Raw genomic sequence first — 20,173 nt, 5'->3', positions numbered from 1 at the left:
GGGGGCGGTGGAGAAGCCTGGATACGGCTACATTATGGCGAGCGGCAGGAATGGAACGCTGTACCTCGGATCGACGAGCGATCTGGCCGCGCGGGCCTATCAGCACCGCAACGGCCTGATGGATGGCTTGACGAAGAAGCACGGTTGCAGGCTGCTCGTGTGGTATCAGGGGCATGACGAGATCGAAGGCGCCCGCGCCCGCGAGTTGCAGATGAAGAAGTGGAAACGTCAGTGGAAGCTGACGACAATCGAGCAGATGAACCCCGACTGGCACGATCTGTACCCGTCGTTGTTCTGACCACCATGTGCTCCTGCGAAGGCAGGAGCCCAGACTGGGTCCCCGCCTTTGCGGGGAAACAAGAAGGGCCAATACCCAAATGAGCATCCTCGTCGACCGGAATACCAAGGTCATCACCCAGGGCATGACCGGCGAGACCGGCAGCTTCCATACCAAGGCGGCGCTCGATTACGGCACGCAGATGGTCGGCGGCGTCACGCCCGGCAAGGGCGGCACCGAGCATCTCGGTCTGCCGGTGTACAACACCGTCGCCGAAGCCAAGGCGAAGACCGGCGCCACCGCCAGCGTCATCTACGTGCCGCCCCCCTTCGCCGCCGACTCGATCCTGGAGGCGATCGACGCCGAGGTGCCGCTGATCGTCACGATCACGGAGGGCATTCCGGTGCTCGACATGGTCAAGGTCAAGCGCGCGCTCAGCGGCTCGAAGTCGCGGCTGATCGGGCCGAACTGCCCCGGCGTGCTGACGCCCGGTCAGTGCAAGATCGGCATCATGCCCGGCAGCATCTTCTCGCAAGGGTCGGTCGGCGTCGTCAGCCGCTCGGGCACGCTCACCTACGAGGCGGTGTTCCAGACCACCAACGCCGGGCTGGGCCAGACTACCGCGGTCGGCATCGGCGGCGATCCGGTCAACGGCACGAACTTCATCGACGTGCTGGAGCTGTTCCTCGCCGACGACGCGACGCAGTCGATCATCATGATCGGCGAGATCGGCGGTTCGGCCGAGGAGGAAGCGGCGCAGTTCCTGAAGGACGAGGCGAAGCGCGGGCGCAAGAAGCCGATGGCTGGCTTCATCGCGGGCCGCACCGCGCCGCCGGGTCGTCGCATGGGCCATGCCGGCGCGATCGTCTCGGGCGGTCAGGGTGGGGCCGAGGACAAGATCGCGGCGATGGAAGCGGCCGGGATCAAGGTCGCGGCCTCGCCGTCCGAGCTGGGCTCGACGCTGGTCAGCGTGCTTCGAGGCTGAATGCGTCCCCGCGAAGGCGGGGACCCAGACTTGGCTCCCGGCTCCGCGGGAGCGAGATTAGGACCGTGCCGATGGGCTACGAGAACAACGACTTCAGCGACATCGCCGCCGGCATCAGCCCGGCGTTCGTCGAGCAGCTCTATGCCCGCTACAAGACCGCGCCGGACGCGGTCGAGCCGGCGTGGCGCGGGTTGTTCGAGGGGCTGGACGGCAGCGAGGCCGGGCCGAGCTGGGGCAACGCCGCCTGGCCGCCCGCGACCACCGACGACCTGACCGCCGCGCTCGATCCGACCCAGATGGAGCCCGCGCCCAAGCCCGCGCGGGGTGCGAAGCCCGCGCCGGTCGCCGCGCCCGCGCCGTCGCAGGACGCGGTCATCAAGGCGGCGTCCGACGCGATCCGCGTCCAGCTGCTGATCCGCACCTATCGCGTGCGCGGGCACCTGGCCGCCAATCTCGATCCGCTCGGCCTTGCCGGCACGCGCGAGCTGCCTGCCGATCTTACCACCGATTATTACGGCTTCACCGACGCCGATATCGACCGGCCGGTCTATCTCGGCGGCACGCTGGGGATGGAATGGGCGACCGTTCGCGAAGTCGTCGACACGCTGCGCGCCAATTACTGCGGCAATGTCGGCCTCGAATACATGCACATCGCCGATGTCGAGGAGCGCCGGTTTCTCCAGGAACGGATGGAGGGCAAGGACAAGGCGATCGACTTCACGCCGCAGGGCAAGAAGGCGATCCTGAACAAGGTCGTCGAGGCCGAGCAGTGGGAGAAGTTCCTCGGTAAGAAGTATGTCGGGACCAAGCGCTTCGGGCTCGACGGTGGCGAGAGCATGATTCCCGCGCTCGAATCCGTCATCAAATACGGCGGCCAGATGGGCGTGCGCGAGATGGTGTTCGGGATGGCGCATCGCGGCCGTCTCAACGTCCTCGCCAACGTGCTGGCGAAGCCGACGCGCGTGATCTTCCACGAGTTCGCGGGCGGCTCCGCCAACCCCGACGACATCGGCGGGTCGGGCGACGTGAAGTACCATCTCGGCACGTCCACCGACCGCGAGTTCGACGGCATCAAGGTCCATCTGAGCCTCGTCGCCAACCCCTCTCACCTGGAGGCGGCGGACCCGGTGGTGCTGGGCAAGATCCGTGCGGTGCAGACGCTCGCCAACGACCTGAAGGACCACACCGCCTCGCTGCCGGTGCTGATCCACGGCGACGCGGCGTTCGCGGGGCAGGGCATCGTGTGGGAGTGCCTCGGCTTCTCCGGCATCCGTGGCTACAACACCGGTGGCTGCGTCCACTTCATCATCAACAACCAGATCGGCTTCACCACCAGCCCGCAGTTCGCGCGCTCGTCTCCCTATCCGTCGGACGTCGCGAAGGGGGTGCAGGCCCCGATCTTCCACGTCAACGGCGACGATCCGGAGGCGGTGACGTTCGCGACGAAGATGGCGGTCGAGTTCCGGCAGAAGTTCCACCGCGACATCGTCATCGACATGTGGTGCTACCGCCGTTTCGGTCACAACGAGGGCGACGAGCCGGGCTTTACGCAGCCGCTGATGTACAAGGCGATCCGCGACCACGCGCCGGTCAGCGAGGTCTATGCGAAGCGGTTGGTCGAGCAGGGTGTCATCGACCGCTCGTGGCTGGACGAGAATATCAAGCAGTACACGACGCTGCTCGAAGGCGAGTTCGAGGCCGGCCAGTCGTACAAGCCCAACAAGGCGGACTGGTTCGCCGGCCGCTGGTCGGGCCTCCACTCGCCCGCCGATGCGGAGAGCGCACGGCGCAGCGTCGACACCGGGATCGAGCCCAAGCTGCTGGCCTCGCTCGGTCGCACGCTGACCTCGCCGCCCGACGACCTGACGATCCACAAGACGCTTGGCCGCGTCCTCGACGCCAAGCGGGCGATGTTCGACAGCGGCGAGAACTTCGACTGGGCGACCGGCGAGGCGCTGGCGTTCGGCTCGCTGCTGTCGGAGGGCTATGGCGTGCGGCTGTCGGGGCAGGATTCCGGTCGCGGCACCTTTTCGCAGCGTCATGCCGTCTGGGTCGATCAGACCGACGAGCACAAATACGTGCCGCTCTGCACTGTGCCGCATGGCCGCTTCGAAGTGCTCGACAGCACGCTGTCGGAATATGGCGTGCTCGGCTTCGAATATGGCTACGCGCTCGCCGACCCGAAGACGCTGGTGATGTGGGAAGCGCAGTTCGGCGACTTCGCCAACGGCGCGCAGATCATGATCGATCAGTTCATCGCATCGGGCGAGGCGAAGTGGCTGCGCGCCAACGGCCTCGTGATGCTGTTGCCGCACGGCTATGAAGGGCAGGGGCCTGAGCATTCGTCGGCGCGCCCCGAGCGCTTCCTGCAGCTGTGCGCGGGCGACAACATGCAGGTCGCGAACTGCACCTCGCCGGCCAACTACTTCCACCTGCTGCGCCGGCAGATGCACCGTCCGTTCCGCAAGCCGCTGGTGGTGTTCACGCCGAAGTCGCTGCTCCGCCACAAGCTGGCGGTGTCGAAGGCGGCGGACTTCGGCCCCGACAGCCACTTCCAGCGCATCCTGTCCGACCCGAACGGCGCCGGCGATGCCGACACGAAGCGGCTGGTCCTGTGCACCGGCAAGGTCGCCTACGACCTGATCGAGGCGCGTGACGCGGCGGGCGACACGACCACGCAGATCGTTCGGCTGGAACAGCTCTATCCCTTCCCCGGCGAGCCGCTGGCGGTGCGGGTCGCGCGCATGTCGGCGCTGGAAGAGGTCGTCTGGTGTCAGGAGGAGCCGAAGAACAACGGCTACTGGTCCTTCGTCGAACCCTTCATCGAGGAGTCGCTCGCCGAGGCGGGCTGTTCGATCCAGCGCGCGCGCTATGCGGGTCGCGCGGCATCGGCGTCGCCGGCGACGGGGCTGATGAAGCGCCACCAGCTCGAACAGGGCGCGCTGGTCGCCGACGCGCTGGGCCATTCCGTCCGCGGCGAAGTTCGCCGCAACCGCGAGACCGACCGCAAGGCGGGCAAGGCGGGCGCGTAGAAACTAATGGGTTCCCGCGAGGGCGGGAACCCGGTCTGGCCTCCCGCCGCAGCGGGAGCGCATCGAGGTGAAGGTAAGATGGCAACCGAAGTTCTGGTCCCCGTGCTGGGCGAATCGATCACCGAAGCGACGCTCGGCGAGTGGCTGAAGCAGCCCGGCGACAAGGTCGCGGTCGACGAGCCGATCGCCAGCCTTGAGACCGACAAGGTCTCGGTCGAGGTGCCGTCGCCCGTCGCGGGCACGATGGGGCAGCATGCCGTTCAGGTCGGCGATACCGTCGCGGTCGGCGCGATGATCGCGACGGTCGAGGCGGGTGCCAGTGTCGGTGGCGGTGCGCCCGCCCAGGCCGAAGCACCGCAGCCGGCCGTGACGCGCGGCCCCGCCGAGGCTTCCGCTCCCGCCGGTGAAGGCGTCGCCGCGACGGGAGCCGCCGCGCTGTCGCCCTCCGTCCGCCGCGCGGTGCTGGAGACCGGCGTCGATCCCGGCACCGTCACCGGCACGGGCAAGGACGGCCGCCTGACCAAGGACGACGTCATCGCCGCGTCGCAGAAGCCCGCCCTTCAGCCAGCGGCTCCCGCGCCTGCGGCACCGGCCCCGCAGACCGCCTCCGTCGCCGCGTCGGCCGGCCGCAAGGAAGAGCGCGTCCGCATGACGCGGCTTCGCCAGACGATCGCGCGCCGCCTCAAGGAGGCGCAGAACACCGCCGCGATGCTGACGACGTTCAACGACGTCGACATGACCGCCGTCATCGAGGCGCGGACGAAGTACAAGGATCTGTTCGAGAAGAAGCATGGCGTCCGCCTGGGCTTCATGGGCTTCTTCGTGAAGGCGGCCTGCATGGCGCTGAAGGACGTGCCATCCGTCAACGCGTCGATCGACGGCGACGACATCGTCTATCACGATTATGCCGACATCTCGGTCGCGGTGTCCTCGCCCGGCGGCCTCGTCGTCCCCGTCATCCGCGACGCCGACCGGCTGTCGGTCGCCGGCGTCGAACGCGCGATCGGCGATTACGGCAAGCGCGCCAAGGACGGTACGCTGAAGATGGACGAGATGCGGGGCGGCACGTTCACCATCTCCAACGGCGGCGTGTTCGGCTCGCTGATGTCGACCCCGATCATCAACCCGCCGCAGTCGGCGGTGCTGGGCCTCCATCGCATCGAGGACCGTCCGGTGGTCCGCGACGGCCAGGTCGTCGTCCGTCCGATGATGTACCTGGCGCTCAGCTATGACCACCGCCTGATCGACGGCCGCGAGGCGGTGACGTGGCTGGTCGCGCTGAAGAATGCTATCGAGGACCCGACACGGTTGCTGATCGACTTGTGAGGACGACGATGGACTGGCGGGACCATATATATTCGAACCCGGATATCGGCGGAGGCAAGCCGATTTTCCGTGGTAGCCGCTTCAAGGTAGCGTTCGTGTTGGATTTGATGGCGGCCGGTTGGACGCATGAGCGGATGGTGGGCGAGTATCCGGGCATCCGTCCCGAGTTCCTGCCGGCAGCCGCCTCATTCGCTGCCGATCTGATGCGAGACGAGGATTATGTCGCGATCGGGCAGGCGCAAACTGCTTGAGGTTTCTGCTCGATGTCCATGTCGGCGCGAGTGTTGCCAGTGCATTGCTGCGGCAGAACCACGACGTGCTCAGCGCGATCGATGGCCACGCCGACTGGACTGATGTCGCACTGCTCGATCTCGCCGTGCGAGAGAACCGCGTGCTTATCACGGAAGACCGCGACTTTTCGGACCTGATCTATCGTGACGCGAGCGAGGCGCCGCCAGGCGTGATCTATATTCGCTGCGGTCCGGCCGACCTACCGACGATGGCTGACCGATTGATCCTGGTCCTCGCAAACACGAACGTGGTTGGCCATATGGTCGTTATTCAGCGAACAAGCGTGCGACACCGATCCCTTCCAGGAAAGAAGGCCAACGATGCCTGATACTTACGACTACGACGTTCTCGTCATCGGCGCCGGTCCGGGCGGTTACGTGGCGGCGATCCGTGCCGCGCAGCTGGGGCTCAAGACCGCGTGCGCGGACAGTCGCGAGACGCTGGGCGGCACCTGCCTCAACGTCGGCTGCATCCCGTCCAAGGCGATGCTGCACGCGTCCGAGTTCTTCGACGCCGCTGCCAACGGCGCGATGGCGAAGATGGGGATCAAGGTGACGCCCGAACTCGATCTCGACACGATGCACGGCCAGCGGCGCGATGCGGTCAAGCAGCTGACCGGCGGCATCGAGTTCCTGTTCAAGAAGAACAAGGTGACCTGGCTGAAGGGTCGCGCCACCTTCACCGACGCGCACAGCGTCACCGTCGACGGCCAGACCGTCACCGCGAAGAACATCGTGATCGCCACCGGTTCTTCCGTCACGCCGCTGCCGGGCGTCGAGGTCGACCAGAAGGTCGTCGTCGACTCGACCGGCGCGCTGGAGCTGGCGAAGGTGCCCGAGCACATGGTGGTGATCGGCGGCGGCGTCATCGGGCTGGAGCTGGGTAGCGTCTGGCGCCGGCTCGGCGCGCGCGTGACCGTGGTCGAATATCTCGATCAGATCCTGCCCGGCTTCGACGGCGACGTCCGCAAGGAAGCCAACCGCATCTTCAAGAAGCAGGGCTTCGAATACCGCCTCGGCAACAAGGTCGTCGGCGTCACCGTCCAGGGCGACAAGGCCAGCGTCCAAGTCGAACCGGCGAAGGGCGGGGAGGGCGAGAGCATCCAGGCCGACGTCGTGCTGGTCTCGATCGGGCGCCGCGCCAACACGGACGGGCTGGGTCTCGACGCGATCGGCCTGGCGCCCAACGCGCGCGGGCAGATCGAGGTCGATCACGACTTCCGCACCGGCGTCGACGGCGTTTGGGCGATCGGCGACGTCGTGCCCGGCCTGATGCTCGCGCACAAGGCGGAGGACGAGGGCATCGCGGTCGCCGAGAACATCGCCGGCCAGCACGGCATCGTCAATCACGACATCATCCCGTCCGTCGTCTACACGCTGCCCGAGATCGCCGGCGTCGGCCTCTCCGAAGAAGTCGCGCGGGAGCAGCTCGCCAAGACCGGGGGCGAGATCAAGGTCGGCAAGTTCCCGATGGCGGGCAACAGCCGCGCCAAGACCAACCACGAGCCGGACGGCTTCGTAAAGATCATCGCCGACGCGAAGACCGACCGCGTGCTCGGCGTCTGGGCGATCGCCAGCGTCGCCGGCACGATGATCGCGCAGGCCGCGCAGGCGATGGAGTTCGGCGCCACCAGCGAGGACATCGCCTATACCTGCCACGCGCATCCGACACATTCGGAGGCGATCAAGGAAGCGGCGATGGCGGTGCGCGGCAAGGCGATCCACGTCTGAACCGCAACCCGCGCGCGAGCAGGCAGGGCAGGCCCGGTTCCACGTATCCGGTCTCGCCCTCGCTCGCGCGGGGGCAGGCGGGCGAGACCGGCTGGTCAAGGCTACCCCGCCTCGGGTAGATCAAGCCGGAGGGATGATCGACCATCCATTCTCCCGTGGACCTGTGTGAGGCACCACGGCCCTTAAGGATCAGCCCCATGCGCGCCATCGCCCTCCTCGTCCTCGCCGCGGCCCCGCTCTCCGCCGCGCAGGCGCCCCGCATCGACCCGGCGCTGAGCGCGGCGGTCGCGGCACCCACGCGTACGCCCGCCAACGTCGCACGCGATCGCTATCGCCACCCGGCGGCGACGCTGACCTTCTTCGGCATCCGACCCGACCAGACGGTGGTCGAGATCTGGCCGTCGGGCGGCTGGTACACCGAAATCCTGGCGCCCTATCTGGCCGGACGCGGCCGCTACATCGCCGCCACCCCCGACGCGCGAGGTCAGGCCGGCGTGCGCCGGCTCCAGGCCGCGAATGCCGCGCGCTATGGCAAGGTACGCTTCGCCACCTTCCCCGCCGCCGCCGGGCAGGTGGGTGTCCCGGCCGGCACCGCCGACCTCGTGCTGACCTTTCGCAACGTCCACAATTGGCGCTTCGGCCCGATCGACCGGACGCAGGCGGCGTTCGATCAGATGTTCGCGATGCTCAAGCCCGGCGGCACGCTCGGCCTCGTCGAACACCATCTGCCCGAGGGGTCGGCCACGACGGAGGGCGAGAGCGGCTATATGAAGCGCTCGACCGTCGTCGCCTATGCCACCCGCGCCGGCTTTCGCCTGGCGGGCGAAAGCGAGGTCAACGCCAACGCGCGCGACACGCACGATTACCCCAAGGGCGTCTGGACGCTGCCGCCCAGCTATACCGACGGCGCCACCGACCGTGCCCGCTACGCCGCGATCGGCGAGAGCGACCGCATGACGCTGCGGTTCACCAAGCCGCGCCGTTAGGTCGCCGTTCACGTCGGCGCGTCATCGTCCGTGACGCGCTACCCTTCGACAGCGCCGCCCTCCAGTTCCGCGATGCGCGCGACGATCTCGGGCTCCAGCTTGTAGATCTCGGTCAGCGCGCTCATCGGATGCCGGGTCTCCGCCTTGCCCGCGAAGGTGCCGACATGGCGTGTCGTCGGGCTGTTGAAGTGCAGCCGCGCCAGGCTCTTGCGGTTGTTGTCGTCGAGCAGGATCGCGCAATAGGATTTGCTGTCGCGGATCACGACGCGCTTGGGATCGACGTGACGCGCTGCGATCGCCTGGACGATGCGGAAGCCCGCGATCTCGTCTTCCGTCGTGATGACACCTTCTTCCGGCGCGGACATGTCGTCGGTCGCGCCGTCGGCGGCCTCGATCGGTACGGGATTGGCGACGGCGAGCGCGCTGGTCAGCCGCTCGTTGACGCGGTCGCGCACCAGGCCCGCGATCGAGGCGGCGATCACCGGCGCCAGCTGCTCCTTGACCGCGGCGGTGAAGCGAACGCCCGGCTGGACGCGGGTCACCATCATCCGCACGAACTCGTCGGACGGCTGCGCGAACTCGCGTTCCAGCTCGATCCGCATCTGCGATTCCAGCTTCAGCCGCCCCGCCTCCGCCAGGATCAGGTCGATGTCGAACTGGTGCCGCCCGAACCGTTCCAGCGTGACCGGATCGCTGCGCCGGATCGAGTCCATCGAAAAGACGAAGAACGGCTTGTCGTCCATCTTGTTGGGGCGTTCGATGTCGGAATAGAATTGATACACGACGCCGTTGGTCAGCACCGCGATCCGCGCGTCGGTGGTGGCGAAATAGCGGAACAGCTGGCTGGCATGTTTCAGGTCGAGGTCGACCGACGACGGCTTGCACTCGATCAGCATCGCGACGCTGCCGTCGATGCAGACCGCGTAATCGACCTTCTCGCCCTTCTTGACCCCGACATCGGCGGTGAACTCCGGGATCACCTCGCCGGGGTTGAAGACGTCGTAGCCGAGCGCCTGCAGGAACGGCATCACCAGCGCGGTCTTCGCCGCCTCTTCGGTCAGCAACAGCTCGCGATGCTGCGACGTGCGCTTTTCCAGCTCGATCAGCTTGGTCGCCAGTTCCATCGTCCGCCCCTCATGTTCGGCGGAAGTCTAGCGAGGCGGGCGCGGCCGAACAGGTCGGCCGCGCTACCTTTCACACTTGTAACGTTACGCCGGCGGCTGGCGTTCGCGCCACCAGCCCCACGCGATCGCCGCGCCGAGGACGAAGCCGCCAGGCGCGAACAACACCACCGCGGCGAGGCCGAGCTTGCCGCCGAGGCTGGAGGGAACGACGGGGGGCATCGCCGTCGCATACCACGGCTTCGTGAGCAGGATGTGAACCGATCGGAACCCCCGCCCGGCTGCGCGCGTCGGGGCGGGATGGATCGCGCCGTGCTGGAAGCCCGCTGGCTGACGCTGACCCGACGGACGCTGCCGCCGCTGGCGGTCGCGCGCGGCTGGCCGGTCAGCGCCGATCATTGCTTCCAGCGCATCCTGCTCGACCACGCGGTCGGCGGCTGCTGGTACGCGCAGGTCGAGCGCCGCCCCGCCTACCGCCACCTCGACACGGCGCGGCTCGCGGCGGCGGTGGCGCTGGGGGACGCGGTCGCGGCAGGCGAGGCGGACCTTGCCGCGCTCAACCGGCAGTCGCTGGCGTGGCGCGGAAAGGCGCCGCCCCGGCCTTAGGCGACGCCGTGCGCCTTGAACCAGCGCAGCGCCCGCGCCCATCCGTCGGCGGCGTCCGCCGCGCGATAGCTGTCGCGGTAGTCGGCGTGGAAGCCGTGCGGCGCGTCGGGATAGACGACGATCTCCGAGGGCTTGCCCGCCGCCTTCAGCGCCGCGCGCATCGCCGCGACCTCGGTCTGCGGAATGCCCTGATCCAGCGCGCCGTACAGCCCCAGCACCGGCGCGTGCAGCTCGTCCGCGCGTTCGGCCAAGCCGCCCAGCCGTCCGTACCACGCCACGCCTGCCCTGATGTCGGGATCGACCATCGCCGCGCGCCAGACCACCGACCCGCCCCAGCAGAAGCCGGTGATGCCGATCGACGCAGGCTTCGTGAAGGGCCGCCCCTTCAGCCACGCCGATACCGCGCGCACGTCGCCGTCGACCTGCGGGATGCCCGCCTGCTGCACGACCGGCATGATCTGTTTGAAATCGGTCAGGCTCGGCAGATCGACGCCCGAACGGTAGAAGAAGTCGGGCGCGATCGCGACATAGCCCGCGCGCGCCAGCCGCCGGCAGACGTCCTTGATATAGGCGTGGATGCCGAAGATCTCGTTGACGACGATCACCGCGGGGTGTCGCCCGGTCCCGCGCGGCCGCGCGACAAAGGCGGGCAGCGGCTGCGGCGCGCCGTTGGGGATCGTCACCTCTTCGATCGTCAGCCCGTCGACCGGCGTCGTTACCGGCCGCGCCTCCGCCGACCAACCCGCGAGCGCATAGCCCGCCGCGAACATCGACACGGTGGCGCGCCGCGTGAGGTGCAGATCCTGGGGGTGCGTGCCGTCTGGACGGGTGAGGGTCGTCATGGTGGTGCTCCGGTGGTGACGACTCCGGGTAACGTCATGTCGCCCGAGCGCAAAGCCGCAGCCACCCGATCAGGGGATCAGGCGGTCGGCGCGCAGGCGTTCGAACAGGGCGAAGAAGGCGTCGTCGGTCGCGAGATAGTCGGTGAAGCCGAGCCGGCGGCTCTTCGACATGTCGGTCACCACCTCGATTGGGCGGCCAAGGTCGGCGTCGGTGTGCCAGGGCGAGGCGAGCCGGCCCAGATCGGCCTCGGCGAGCTGCTCGCGCGCGGCGATGATTCGCCAGACGGCGGCGTCGCTGGCCATCTGCGACGCCAGCGGGCGGGCGATGCCGTCGAAGGGCGCGGCCTCCAGCCCGAACCATTCGGCGATCCGCGTCCACATCCACTGCCACCGAAAGACGTCGCCGTTGACGACGTTGAACGCCTGGTCGTGCGCCGCCTCCGTTGCCGCCGCCCACAGCAGGTGGCGTGCCAGCTGGCCGGCGTCGGTCATGTCGGTCAGCCCGGTCCATTGCGCCGTCGACCCGGGAAAGGCGAACGGCCGGCCCGTTTCCCGGCACAGGGTCGCATAGACCGCGAGCGTCGTGCCCATGTTCATGGCGTTACCGATCGCCTTGCCGATCACCGTATGGGGGCGATGGACGCTCCAGGTGAAGCCGTCGCGCGCCGCCGCGGCGAACACCTCGTCCTCCTGCGCGCAGTAGAAGTTCTCGACATCGAGCCGGCCCTGGTCCTCGCGAAACGGCGTCTGCGGCAGCGTTCCCTGGCCATAGGCCTCGAACGGACCGAGATAGTGTTTGAGGCCGGTGACCAGGGCCACGTGGCACGGCCCTGCCGCCGGCGGTAGCGCATCGAGCAGGTTGCGGACCATGGCGGCGTTGACGCGGATGTTCTCCGCCTCGCTGTCCTGGCGAAGCCAGGTGGTGATGAACACGGCATCCGGCGCAACAGGCGCGAGTGCCCGCGCCGTGGCGCCGGCATCCCGAAGGTCAGCCGCGACCGACAGGATGCCGGCGCGAGCCGCCGGACGGCGGGCGAGCCCGTGGACCGTCCACCCGCGCGCCACCAGCAAGTCGGCCGTGGCGCCGCCGACGATACCGGTCTCGCCCACGACCAGTGCTGTCTTCTGCATCAAGTCCATCCGATCGCGTCATCAGGCCGGTTCGTCCGGCAGCCCGCATCGGTAAAGATCGTCGGGGCGCGGGTGTCCGCGTGTGGCGTGCTGGTTGCGTCGATCAGCCCTTCCTGCCGCCGAACAGTCGCCCCAAAACCGCTTCCGCCACGATCTGCGCCGCTTGGCCCAGCTTCGCTGGTTCGACCGGCGGCAGGGGCGGGACGGTGCCCGTCGCGCCCTCCGGCGGCGTCGGGGCGTGCGCGCGGCGAGTGCGTTCCGCCGCCATCGTCGCAAAGCCGGCGGCGACGGTCAGGCCCTTGGCGATCGCCGCTTGCCCTTCCGGACTGGCCGCGCGCGCGATCAGCGCCTCGCCGCCCTTGCGCCATTCCCTGGGGATTTTCACACCCGCAACCTGTTTGGGCAGCTTGATCTTGTTCTTCTTCGCCACGACCGTCTCCCGGTGTTGTAGTCAGACACTACACCATGGCAGGTTGCGTGTCACGCGCCGGCGATTGCACCGGGCGTGACGGTCGTCATTGCGGCGACTCCTCCGTGCCGGTTTCGAGCGCTCGCGCTGCCTGCTTCTGTTCGGCCAGCGTCGGTTCGCGTGGCGGCGGCGCCGGTTCGGCGGGAGCGGCGACGGGCTCCGGCGGTGGTGCCGGCGGGGCGGGCGCCTCCTCGACCGGCGGCGGCGCGACCGCGACCGGGGCCGGAGCGGCAACGGGCACAGGGGCCATCGGCGGCGACGCGGAAACGGGTGACCGCTCCGGCTCGGGCGCGGCCGCTACGGACGGGGCGGGGGGCTCGACCGGGGGAGCATAGGCAGCGGGTGTATCGACCGGGCGACCTCCCGCGGGTCGGCCGGCGTTTTCACCACGCGCCACAACCCCGGCCTGGGTGCGTTCGGCCATGTCGGTACCCATTTGGAAACGACCGCGCGCCGGCGTCGGGGCCGCGACCGGTGCCGGTCCGACCGTCGCGGAAGCGAGCGGCGGTGTCGCCTCCACCATTCCGCCGCGTCGCCGTCCGCCCGGCCGGGGCATTCCGCCATCCGCCGATCGTCCTCCCGCCATCGGCGCGGTGGGTGTCGGTCGATAGCCGTTGCCCGTTGGCGGAGTGGTGCGGTTCCAGCCGGTCGAGCTGTCGCCGGTCGGGCGCGACTGCCGCCCGCCAGACGCAACCCGTCGCTCGTCACGCTCTGCACGGTAGCGGTCGCGCCGCGCACGCCAGTTCCCATAGCCCTGGCCTTGCCGCCACTGGTCCCAATCGCGGTTGTCTCGCCAACGCGCGCCCTGTGAGCCGAAGTCGAACGACAGCCAGATGCCGCCGTCTGCCACCGGATCGCGCGGCGACTGCGCCGCGAACCACAGCCGCCGCCCCAGCGCGAACAGCGAGTCCGCGTCGCCGCGCCGCCCCTCCGCCTGCTCCCAGGGTAGCGCCCGCCCGCTATCGTCGAACGCCGCGATCATCCGGCCGCGCTCATAGGCGTAGCTGTAGTAGCGGTCGCGCACGAGAAACGGCACGGTCATGTCGGGCGGGTAGAAATATAGCCGCGTGTCGTAGCGATCGACCGGCACCGCGATCACCAGCGCGCCGTCGCGCAGTCGCCACGCATTGCGCGTCGCCGACCCTTGTGAAAAGGCGAAGTCGGGCGGCGAGTTCGCGATCGCCTCGACCATCGCATCCGCATCGTCCAGCCAGCGATACGCCGCCGATGGTTCGGGCGCGTAGGGCGGTGCCGGTGCGTAGCCGGGTGCATGGGTATAGCCGTTGGCGGGGGCTCGACCGTCGGCATCGCGCGCCGCTGCCCCGGTCGTATACACCGCCGACGGAACGGCCGGTAACGGGCGTGGCACCACCGCCACTGCCGGAGCTGCGGCCCGTGTCGCGGCCCGACGAGCCGCCGCCTGCCGAGCCGCCAGCCGCCGTGCCGCCGCCCGCTTGCTCGCGGCCGTGGCCTTCGCTTTCGCCGCCGCGGTCTGCACCCGCGGCGCGGCCTCCGCCGACCCGGTCATCAACGCCAGCACCGCCACCGCCGCCAGCCACCGCCGAAGTTTCGTCATCCCCATTCTCCCCTATTGCGGCGATCATGATGCCCCCGACATGAACGGCCGCTGCAACGACGTACGGTGGCGTCGTGCCCGTCGCAATCCTATCTATCGGCTGGCCCCCGTCGCGGAACACAAGTAGAACCACGCCCATGTCCCTCAGCACCATTTCCGTCCGCGGCGCGCGCGAGCACAACCTCAAGGGTGTCGACATCGACATCCCGCGCGACACGTTGACGGTCATCACCGGCCTGTCGGGGTCGGGCAAGTCGAGCCTCGCGTTCGACACCATCTATGCGGAGGGTCAGCGTCGCTACGTCGAGTCGCTGTCGGCCTATGCGCGTCAGTTCCTGGAGCTGATGCAGAAGCCCGACGTCGACCATATCGAGGGCCTGTCGCCCGCGATTTCGATCGAGCAGAAGACCACCAGCCGTAATCCGCGCTCGACGGTCGCGACCGTGACCGAGATCTATGATTACATGCGCCTGCTGTGGGCGCGGGTAGGCGTGCCCTACAGCCCCGCGACCGGTCTGCCGATCGCCGCGCAGACGGTGTCGCAGATGGTCGACCGCGTGCTGGCGCTGCCCGAAGGCTCGCGTCTCTACCTCCTCGCCCCCGTCGTGCGCGGCCGCAAGGGCGAGTATCGCAAGGAGCTGCTGGAGTGGCAGAAGGCGGGCTTCACCCGAGTCCGCATCGACGGCGAGGTGCACGAGATCGACGAGGCGCCCGCGCTCGACAAGAAATACAAGCACGACGTCGAGGTGGTCGTCGACCGGCTGGTCGTCGGGTCGGACATCGGCACGCGGCTGGCCGAAAGTTTCGAGACCGCATTGAAGCTCGCCGACGGTCTCGCCTATGTCGATCTGGTCGACGGCGTCGTGCCGGGGCGCGAAGACGAGGCCGCGTCGGCGGGCGCGATGAAGAACGCCGGCATCCCCGCCAACCGCATCGTGTTCAGCGAGAAGTTCGCCTGCCCCGTCAGCGGCTTCACCATCGCCGAGATCGAGCCGCGGCTGTTCTCCTTCAATGCCCCGCAGGGCGCGTGCCCCGCCTGCGACGGGCTCGGCGAGAAGCTGCTGTTCGACGACGACCTCGTCGTCCCCAACCACGACCTGACGATCAAGAAGGGCGCCGTTGTCCCCTGGGCGAAGTCGCAGCCGCCCTCGCCCTATTACATGCAGGTGCTGGGCAGCCTCGCGCGCCAGTTCGGCTTCTCGCTCGACACGCCGTGGAAGGATCTGCCCGAGGAGAACCGCCACGCCATCCTCCACGGCACCGCCGGCAAGCCCGTCACGCTGACCTTCGTCGACGGCAAGAAGTCCTACGACGTCACCAAGCCGTTCGAGGGCGTGATCGGCAACCTCAACCGCCGCATGCTCCAGACCGAGAGCGCGTGGATGCGTGAGGAGCTGTCGCGCTATCAGACCCCCAAGCCGTGTGAGACCTGCCACGGCGCGCGGCTCAAGCCGGAGGCGCTGGCGGTCAAGATCGCGCGGCAGGACATCAGCCACGCGACGCACCTCAGCGTCGTCGACGCGCTCGCCTTCTTCCAGGCGATGCCCGAGACGCTCAACCCGCAACAGCGCGAGATCGCCGAGCGCATCCTCAAGGAGATCGTCGAGCGCCTCGGCTTCCTCAACAATGTCGGCCTCGACTATCTCAACCTCGATCGCACGTCGGGCACGCTGTCGGGCGGCGAGAGCCAGCGCATCCGGCTGGCGTCGCAGATCGGGTCGGGCCTGTCGGGCGTGCTCTACGTCCTCGACGAGCCCTCGATCGGGCTGCATCAGCGCGACAACGACATGTTGCTCGCGACGCTGCGCCGGCTGCGCGACCTCGGCAACACCGTGCTGGTGGTCGAGCATGACGAGGACGCGATCCGCACCGCCGATTACGTCATCGACATGGGGCCGGGCGCGGGCGTGCATGGTGGCGAGATCGTCGCGCACGGCACGCTGCCGCAGCTGCTCGCGGCCGAGGGTTCGATCACCGCCGACTATCTCAACGGCACGCGCGAGGTCCCTGTCCCGGCGAAGCGCCGCAAGGGCACCGGCAAGAAGCTGACCGTCCATAACGCCACCGCCAACAACCTGACCGGCGTCACCGCATCGATCCCGCTCGGCACGTTCACCTGCGTCACCGGGGTCAGCGGCTCGGGCAAGTCCTCCTTCACCATCGACACGCTCTACGCCGCCGCCGCACGCCACCTGAACGGCGCGCGCATCCTGGCGGGCAAGCACGACAAGGTGACGGGGCTCCAGCACCTCGACAAGGTCATCGACATCGACCAATCGCCGATCGGCCGCACCCCGCGCTCCAACCCCGCGACCTATACCGGCGCCTTCACGCAGATCCGCGACTGGTTCGCCGGCCTGCCGGAGGCGCAGGCGCGCGGCTACAAGCCCGGCCGCTTCTCGTTCAACGTGAAAGGCGGCCGCTGCGAGGCGTGCCAGGGTGACGGCGTGCTCAAGATCGAGATGCACTTCCTCCCCGACGTCTACGTCACCTGCGACGTCTGCCACGGCGCGCGCTACAATCGGGAGACGCTGGAGGTGAAGTGGAAGGGCCACTCCATCGCCGACGTGCTCGACATGACGGTGGAGGACGCCGCCAGCGCCTTTGCGGCGGTGCCCGCGATCCGCGACAAGATGGCGATGCTGGTCGAGGTGGGGCTGGGCTACGTCAAGGTCGGCCAGCAGGCGACGACGCTGTCCGGCGGCGAGGCGCAGCGCGTCAAGCTCGCCAAGGAACTGGCGCGCCGCGCGACCGGCCAGACGCTCTACATCCTCGACGAGCCGACCACCGGGCTGCATTTCGAGGACGTGCGGAAACTGCTGGAGGTGCTCCACGCGCTGGTCGAGCAGGGCAACACGGTGGTGGTGATCGAGCACAACCTCGACGTCATCAAGACCGCGGACTGGGTGCTGGACCTCGGCCCCGAAGGCGGCGTCAAGGGCGGCGAGATCGTCGCGGAGGGAACGCCGGAGGTGGTGGCGGCGGCGTCGCGGAGCTTCACGGGCCGCTATCTGGCGCCCCTGCTAAGGGGGCGGGGTGATGTCAGGGCGGAGGCGGCGGAGTAGGTCTTGGCATCTTTCGTCCGGTACGAAGACGAGAGCGACATCCGCATCGGCCGCCGTCACGACCGCCGGTGACGTGCCGCTCAACGGGCGATCGCTATACGAAGCTCGCGCGGATCGGGCCTTCGAGCCAGGGTGGTCCTACCGATCCGATCCAGCCGATGTCGCCGTGAACGCCTAGCTCCGCACCATCCCCACGTCCGCGAAGCGCCTCGGCTCCATCGGTGGGGTCGTGGGGTCGGCGAGGTCGCATTGCCACAGGCCGACGTCGATCCAGCGGCCGCCCTTCCAGCCGACTTCGCGCAACACGCCGGCGCGGCGGAAGCCGGATTGTTCGTGCAGCGAAATCGAGGCTTCGTTGGGTAGCGCGATGCGGGCGATGGCCTGCGTGAAGCCCTGCGCGCGGAGCGTGTCGATCAGCGCTTCGTAGAGCAGGCGGCCGGCACCCTGGCGCTGGGCGGCGTCGGCGACGTAGACGGTGGTCTCGACCGCCCAGCGATAGGCCGGGCGGGTGCCGTAGGCGGTGGCATAGGCATAGGCGAGGACGCCTTCCTCGCCGGCGTCGGCGCCCGGACTGCCGGTCGTCGCGACCAGCCAGGGATAGAGGCCGTCCGCGCCCGCCATGCGCTCGCGCATCTCGGCCTCGCCGGGCGCCGTCGTTTCGAACGAGGCGGTGCCGACGAGCACATGGGGCGCATAGATCGCGACGATCGCGGCCGCGTCCTCCGCACGCGCCGGGCGTAACGCGATCACCAGCCGAACCGTGCCAGCACGAGGTCGAGCAGGCGTGCGTCGCCGGGTGCGGGCGCGCTCGGCCCAAGGCCGCCGCATTCCAGGCAGCGTGCCTGGATCGAGCCGCCCGCGGCCAGGCGGCGCATGTCGCCGAGCGCGCGGGCGAGCAGGCCGCGCTGAGCCGCCGCCACATGCGCGAACACGTCGCCGCCGGCCTCGTCCTCGTCGCCGCCGCCGCCAAGCCCCTGTGCGAGCTGGGCGATCCAGCCGGGCTGCTTTTCAAGATAGACGGCGTGCCAGCCGTCGCCCTTGATCCCGGCGCGACGTGCCGCCTCGCGCAGCGCGTCGTCCATCGTGCCGAAGCGGTCGACCAGTCCGAGCTGACGCGCGGTGCCGCCGTCCCAGACGCGCCCCTGACCGATCTCGTCGACGCGCTGCGGCGTCATGCGGCGGGCGGCGGCGACGCGGGCGATGAACTGGCGATAGCCGTTCTCGATGCCGGCCTGCAGTACCCCGTCGAGCACCGGATTGGTGCCGCCGAACACGTCCGGCTGACCCGACAGCGGCGTGGTGCGGACGCCGTCGGTGGTGATGCCGATCTTGGCGAGCGCGTTCTCGAACGTCGGGATGATGCCGAAGATGCCGATCGAGCCGGTGATCGTGCCCGGCTCCGCGAAGACGGTGTCGCCGGCGGTCGAGACCCAATAGCCGCCGGATGCGGCGAGGCCGCCCATCGAGACGACCACCGGGATCTTCCGCTGCTTGGCTTCGAGGATGGCGAGGCGGATCTGTTCGGACGCGAGCGCCGACCCGCCGGGCGAGTCGACGCGGACGACCAGCGCCTTGAGCGTGTTCTTCGCCAGCCCGTCGAGCATCGCGCGGCTGATGGTCTCGCCGCCGGCGCTGCCCGGCCCCGCCTTGCCGTCGACGATGTCGCCCGCGACGGTCAGCACGCCGATCGCGTCGCCGCCGGTGGGCAGCGGGTGCGCGGCGAGCCAGTCGGTGTAGGCGATGGTATCGAAATTGCCGGCCGGCTTGGCGTCGTCCGACCCGGCGAGCCTCGCGACGCGGGTGCCGAAGGCGGTGCGGTCGCCGAGATGGTCGACCAGCCCGGCGCGCAGGTTCGCCTGGGCGATGTCGCCGCCGGTCGCCTGCACCACCTGGTCGGGGTGCTGGAGCATGGCGGCGAGCTGTGCCTTGGGCCGGGCGGCATGGACCGCCTCCTGCCACTGCGCGAACAACGTGCCGAGCAGCGCCTGGCTCGCGGCGCGGGCGTCGGGGCTCTGATCGGCGCGGATATAGGGCTCGACGAAGCTCTTGTAGCGGCCGACGCGGTAGACGTGGGTGGTGATGCCGAGGCGGTCGATCAGCCCCTTGTAATAGAGCTGCGACCCGCCCGGCCCGGTGAACAGCGTGCCCCCCATCGGATGCACCCAGATCTCGCTGGCGTTGCTGGCCAGGCGATAGCCGCCGTCGGTATAGGCGGTGGCATAGGCGAGGACGGGCTTGCCGCCCTGGCCGTTGGCGCCGTCACGTACCCGCTTCAGCGCCGCGCCGACCTCCGCGATCGCCGCCGGATAGCCGCCGCCGAACGAGTCGAGGTCGAGCACGATCGCCTTCACCCGGGCGTCGGTCTGCGCGGCGTCGATCGAGCGGAGCAGGTCGCGCAGCCGGTACTGGCGCGGCGCGCCGCCGCCCGACAGGGCCGCCAGCGTGGCGGGCTCGGCGAGCTGCTCGACGATCGGCCCGTCGAGGCGCAGCACCAGTGCCCCGTCGCCGATCGCCTTCGCGCCCGGCCGCGCGGACAGCGCCGCGAACACCAGGCCGAAGAAGATGAGCATGGCGACGAGCACCAGCCCGTCCTTGATCCCGACCAGCAGTTTCCAGGCGCTCTTGACCAGGTTCAACGGGAGTCTCCTTCGCCGGACGGCTTAGCCGAGGGTGTGATGCGCGAGCAATACGCGTTGCGCCGCCCAACGCGGTCGGTCGCATCGGCGGCGACCGGGA

General features: G+C 69.2%; 18 protein-coding genes. 10 read left to right on the top strand and 8 right to left on the bottom strand.

All coding sequences use genetic code 11. The features are described 5' to 3' along the window. The first annotated feature begins 34 nt into the window (after positions 1–34). The 8 genes from ACOFKS_RS08750 to ACOFKS_RS08715 all read left to right on the top strand — a co-directional run bounded on the left by ACOFKS_RS08750 (position 35) and on the right by ACOFKS_RS08715 (position 8,627). Entirely contained in the window at positions 35–298 is a 264-nt protein-coding gene (locus ACOFKS_RS08750; RefSeq protein WP_419809279.1) for a GIY-YIG nuclease family protein, read from the top strand. 79 nt (positions 299–377) lie between these two features. After that, positions 378–1,262 (top strand): succinate--CoA ligase subunit alpha, encoded by an 885-nt coding sequence (sucD, locus tag ACOFKS_RS08745; RefSeq protein WP_419808855.1) that lies wholly within the window; start codon positions 378–380, stop codon positions 1,260–1,262. Positions 1,263–1,333: 71 nt separating this feature from the next. Continuing rightward, positions 1,334–4,294, top strand: coding sequence for a 2-oxoglutarate dehydrogenase E1 component (locus ACOFKS_RS08740; protein WP_419808854.1), 2,961 nt, complete (start codon positions 1,334–1,336; stop codon positions 4,292–4,294). A gap of 78 nt (positions 4,295–4,372) precedes the next feature. Continuing rightward, positions 4,373–5,620, top strand: coding sequence for a 2-oxoglutarate dehydrogenase complex dihydrolipoyllysine-residue succinyltransferase (gene odhB / locus ACOFKS_RS08735; RefSeq protein WP_419808853.1), 1,248 nt, complete (start codon positions 4,373–4,375; stop codon positions 5,618–5,620). 8 nt (positions 5,621–5,628) lie between these two features. Continuing rightward, positions 5,629–5,871, top strand: coding sequence for a DUF433 domain-containing protein (locus tag ACOFKS_RS08730; RefSeq protein WP_419808852.1), 243 nt, complete (start codon positions 5,629–5,631; stop codon positions 5,869–5,871). After that, positions 5,868–6,239, top strand: coding sequence for a DUF5615 family PIN-like protein (locus ACOFKS_RS08725; RefSeq protein WP_419808851.1), 372 nt, complete (start codon positions 5,868–5,870; stop codon positions 6,237–6,239). The genes ACOFKS_RS08730 and ACOFKS_RS08725 overlap by 4 nt, the downstream gene beginning before the upstream one ends. Continuing rightward, positions 6,232–7,641, top strand: coding sequence for a dihydrolipoyl dehydrogenase (gene lpdA / locus ACOFKS_RS08720; RefSeq protein ID WP_419808850.1), 1,410 nt, complete (start codon positions 6,232–6,234; stop codon positions 7,639–7,641). The genes ACOFKS_RS08725 and lpdA overlap by 8 nt, the downstream gene beginning before the upstream one ends. Before the next feature lie 197 nt (positions 7,642–7,838). Beyond that, complete coding sequence (locus ACOFKS_RS08715; protein ID WP_419808849.1) at positions 7,839–8,627, top strand: class I SAM-dependent methyltransferase; 789 nt, start codon at positions 7,839–7,841, stop codon at positions 8,625–8,627. A 38-nt stretch (positions 8,628–8,665) separates the two neighbouring features. Here the strand turns inward: ACOFKS_RS08715 and ACOFKS_RS08710 are convergent, their stop codons facing one another. Together ACOFKS_RS08710 and ACOFKS_RS08705 are read right to left on the bottom strand one after the other, a co-directional pair. Continuing rightward, the gene (locus ACOFKS_RS08710; protein WP_419808848.1) at positions 8,666–9,751 is read right to left on the bottom strand and encodes a type I restriction endonuclease; all 1,086 of its coding nucleotides are present in this window, start codon (positions 9,749–9,751) and stop codon (positions 8,666–8,668) included. A gap of 84 nt (positions 9,752–9,835) precedes the next feature. Next, the gene (locus ACOFKS_RS08705; protein ID WP_419808847.1) at positions 9,836–9,970 is read right to left on the bottom strand and encodes a hypothetical protein; all 135 of its coding nucleotides are present in this window, start codon (positions 9,968–9,970) and stop codon (positions 9,836–9,838) included. Positions 9,971–10,060: 90 nt separating this feature from the next. On the opposite strand from ACOFKS_RS08705, the gene ACOFKS_RS08700 reads away from it, so the two are divergent. After that, complete coding sequence (locus ACOFKS_RS08700) at positions 10,061–10,354, top strand: GCN5-related N-acetyltransferase (protein WP_419808846.1); 294 nt, start codon at positions 10,061–10,063, stop codon at positions 10,352–10,354. On the opposite strand, the gene ACOFKS_RS08695 is transcribed toward ACOFKS_RS08700, so the two are convergent. The 4 genes from ACOFKS_RS08695 to ACOFKS_RS08680 form a co-directional block, all read right to left on the bottom strand. Beyond that, positions 10,351–11,196, bottom strand: coding sequence for a dienelactone hydrolase family protein (locus tag ACOFKS_RS08695; protein WP_419808845.1), 846 nt, complete (start codon positions 11,194–11,196; stop codon positions 10,351–10,353). The genes ACOFKS_RS08700 and ACOFKS_RS08695 overlap by 4 nt on opposite strands. A gap of 69 nt (positions 11,197–11,265) precedes the next feature. Continuing rightward, complete coding sequence (locus tag ACOFKS_RS08690; RefSeq protein WP_419808844.1) at positions 11,266–12,327, bottom strand: SDR family oxidoreductase; 1,062 nt, start codon at positions 12,325–12,327, stop codon at positions 11,266–11,268. 103 nt (positions 12,328–12,430) lie between these two features. After that, entirely contained in the window at positions 12,431–12,757 is a 327-nt protein-coding gene (locus ACOFKS_RS08685) for a hypothetical protein (protein ID WP_419808843.1), read from the bottom strand. Between the two features lie 85 nt (positions 12,758–12,842). Next, a complete protein-coding gene (locus ACOFKS_RS08680) occupies positions 12,843–14,372 on the bottom strand; it encodes a hypothetical protein (RefSeq protein ID WP_419808842.1) in 1,530 nt (509 codons plus the stop codon). Between the two features lie 137 nt (positions 14,373–14,509). On the opposite strand from ACOFKS_RS08680, the gene uvrA reads away from it, so the two are divergent. Beyond that, complete coding sequence (gene uvrA, locus ACOFKS_RS08675) at positions 14,510–17,437, top strand: excinuclease ABC subunit UvrA (RefSeq protein ID WP_419808841.1); 2,928 nt, start codon at positions 14,510–14,512, stop codon at positions 17,435–17,437. Positions 17,438–17,611: 174 nt separating this feature from the next. Here uvrA and ACOFKS_RS08670 read toward each other — a convergent pair whose 3' ends face one another. Beyond that, a complete protein-coding gene (locus ACOFKS_RS08670; RefSeq protein WP_419808840.1) occupies positions 17,612–18,187 on the bottom strand; it encodes an N-acetyltransferase family protein in 576 nt (191 codons plus the stop codon). Next, positions 18,184–20,073 (bottom strand): signal peptide peptidase SppA, encoded by a 1,890-nt coding sequence (sppA, locus tag ACOFKS_RS08665; RefSeq protein ID WP_419808839.1) that lies wholly within the window; start codon positions 20,071–20,073, stop codon positions 18,184–18,186. Before sppA ends, ACOFKS_RS08670 begins: the two co-directional genes overlap by 4 nt. Between the last annotated feature and the right edge of the window lie 100 nt (positions 20,074–20,173).

It is taken from the genome of Sphingomonas sp. (genome assembly GCF_965200135.1).
Classification (GTDB): domain Bacteria; phylum Pseudomonadota; class Alphaproteobacteria; order Sphingomonadales; family Sphingomonadaceae; genus Sphingomonas.
This window is presented reverse-complemented; position numbering and strand designations above follow the sequence as displayed.

Excerpts from the sequence above, each read along its gene's own strand:
- ACOFKS_RS08750 (WP_419809279.1), top strand. The coding sequence starts at position 35 with ATGGCGAGCGGCAGGAATGGAACGCTGTACCTCGGATCGACGAGCGAT.
- sucD (WP_419808855.1), top strand. The coding sequence starts at position 378 with ATGAGCATCCTCGTCGACCGGAATACCAAGGTCATCACCCAGGGCATG.
- ACOFKS_RS08740 (WP_419808854.1), top strand. The coding sequence starts at position 1,334 with ATGGGCTACGAGAACAACGACTTCAGCGACATCGCCGCCGGCATCAGC.
- odhB (WP_419808853.1), top strand. The coding sequence starts at position 4,373 with ATGGCAACCGAAGTTCTGGTCCCCGTGCTGGGCGAATCGATCACCGAA.
- ACOFKS_RS08730 (WP_419808852.1), top strand. The coding sequence starts at position 5,629 with ATGGACTGGCGGGACCATATATATTCGAACCCGGATATCGGCGGAGGC.
- lpdA (WP_419808850.1), top strand. The coding sequence starts at position 6,232 with ATGCCTGATACTTACGACTACGACGTTCTCGTCATCGGCGCCGGTCCG.
- ACOFKS_RS08715 (WP_419808849.1), top strand. The coding sequence starts at position 7,839 with ATGCGCGCCATCGCCCTCCTCGTCCTCGCCGCGGCCCCGCTCTCCGCC.
- ACOFKS_RS08710 (WP_419808848.1), bottom strand. The coding sequence starts at position 9,751 with ATGGAACTGGCGACCAAGCTGATCGAGCTGGAAAAGCGCACGTCGCAG.
- ACOFKS_RS08705 (WP_419808847.1), bottom strand. The coding sequence starts at position 9,970 with ATGCCCCCCGTCGTTCCCTCCAGCCTCGGCGGCAAGCTCGGCCTCGCC.
- ACOFKS_RS08695 (WP_419808845.1), bottom strand. The coding sequence starts at position 11,196 with ATGACGACCCTCACCCGTCCAGACGGCACGCACCCCCAGGATCTGCAC.
- ACOFKS_RS08690 (WP_419808844.1), bottom strand. The coding sequence starts at position 12,327 with ATGCAGAAGACAGCACTGGTCGTGGGCGAGACCGGTATCGTCGGCGGC.
- ACOFKS_RS08680 (WP_419808842.1), bottom strand. The coding sequence starts at position 14,372 with ATGACGAAACTTCGGCGGTGGCTGGCGGCGGTGGCGGTGCTGGCGTTG.
- uvrA (WP_419808841.1), top strand. The coding sequence starts at position 14,510 with ATGTCCCTCAGCACCATTTCCGTCCGCGGCGCGCGCGAGCACAACCTC.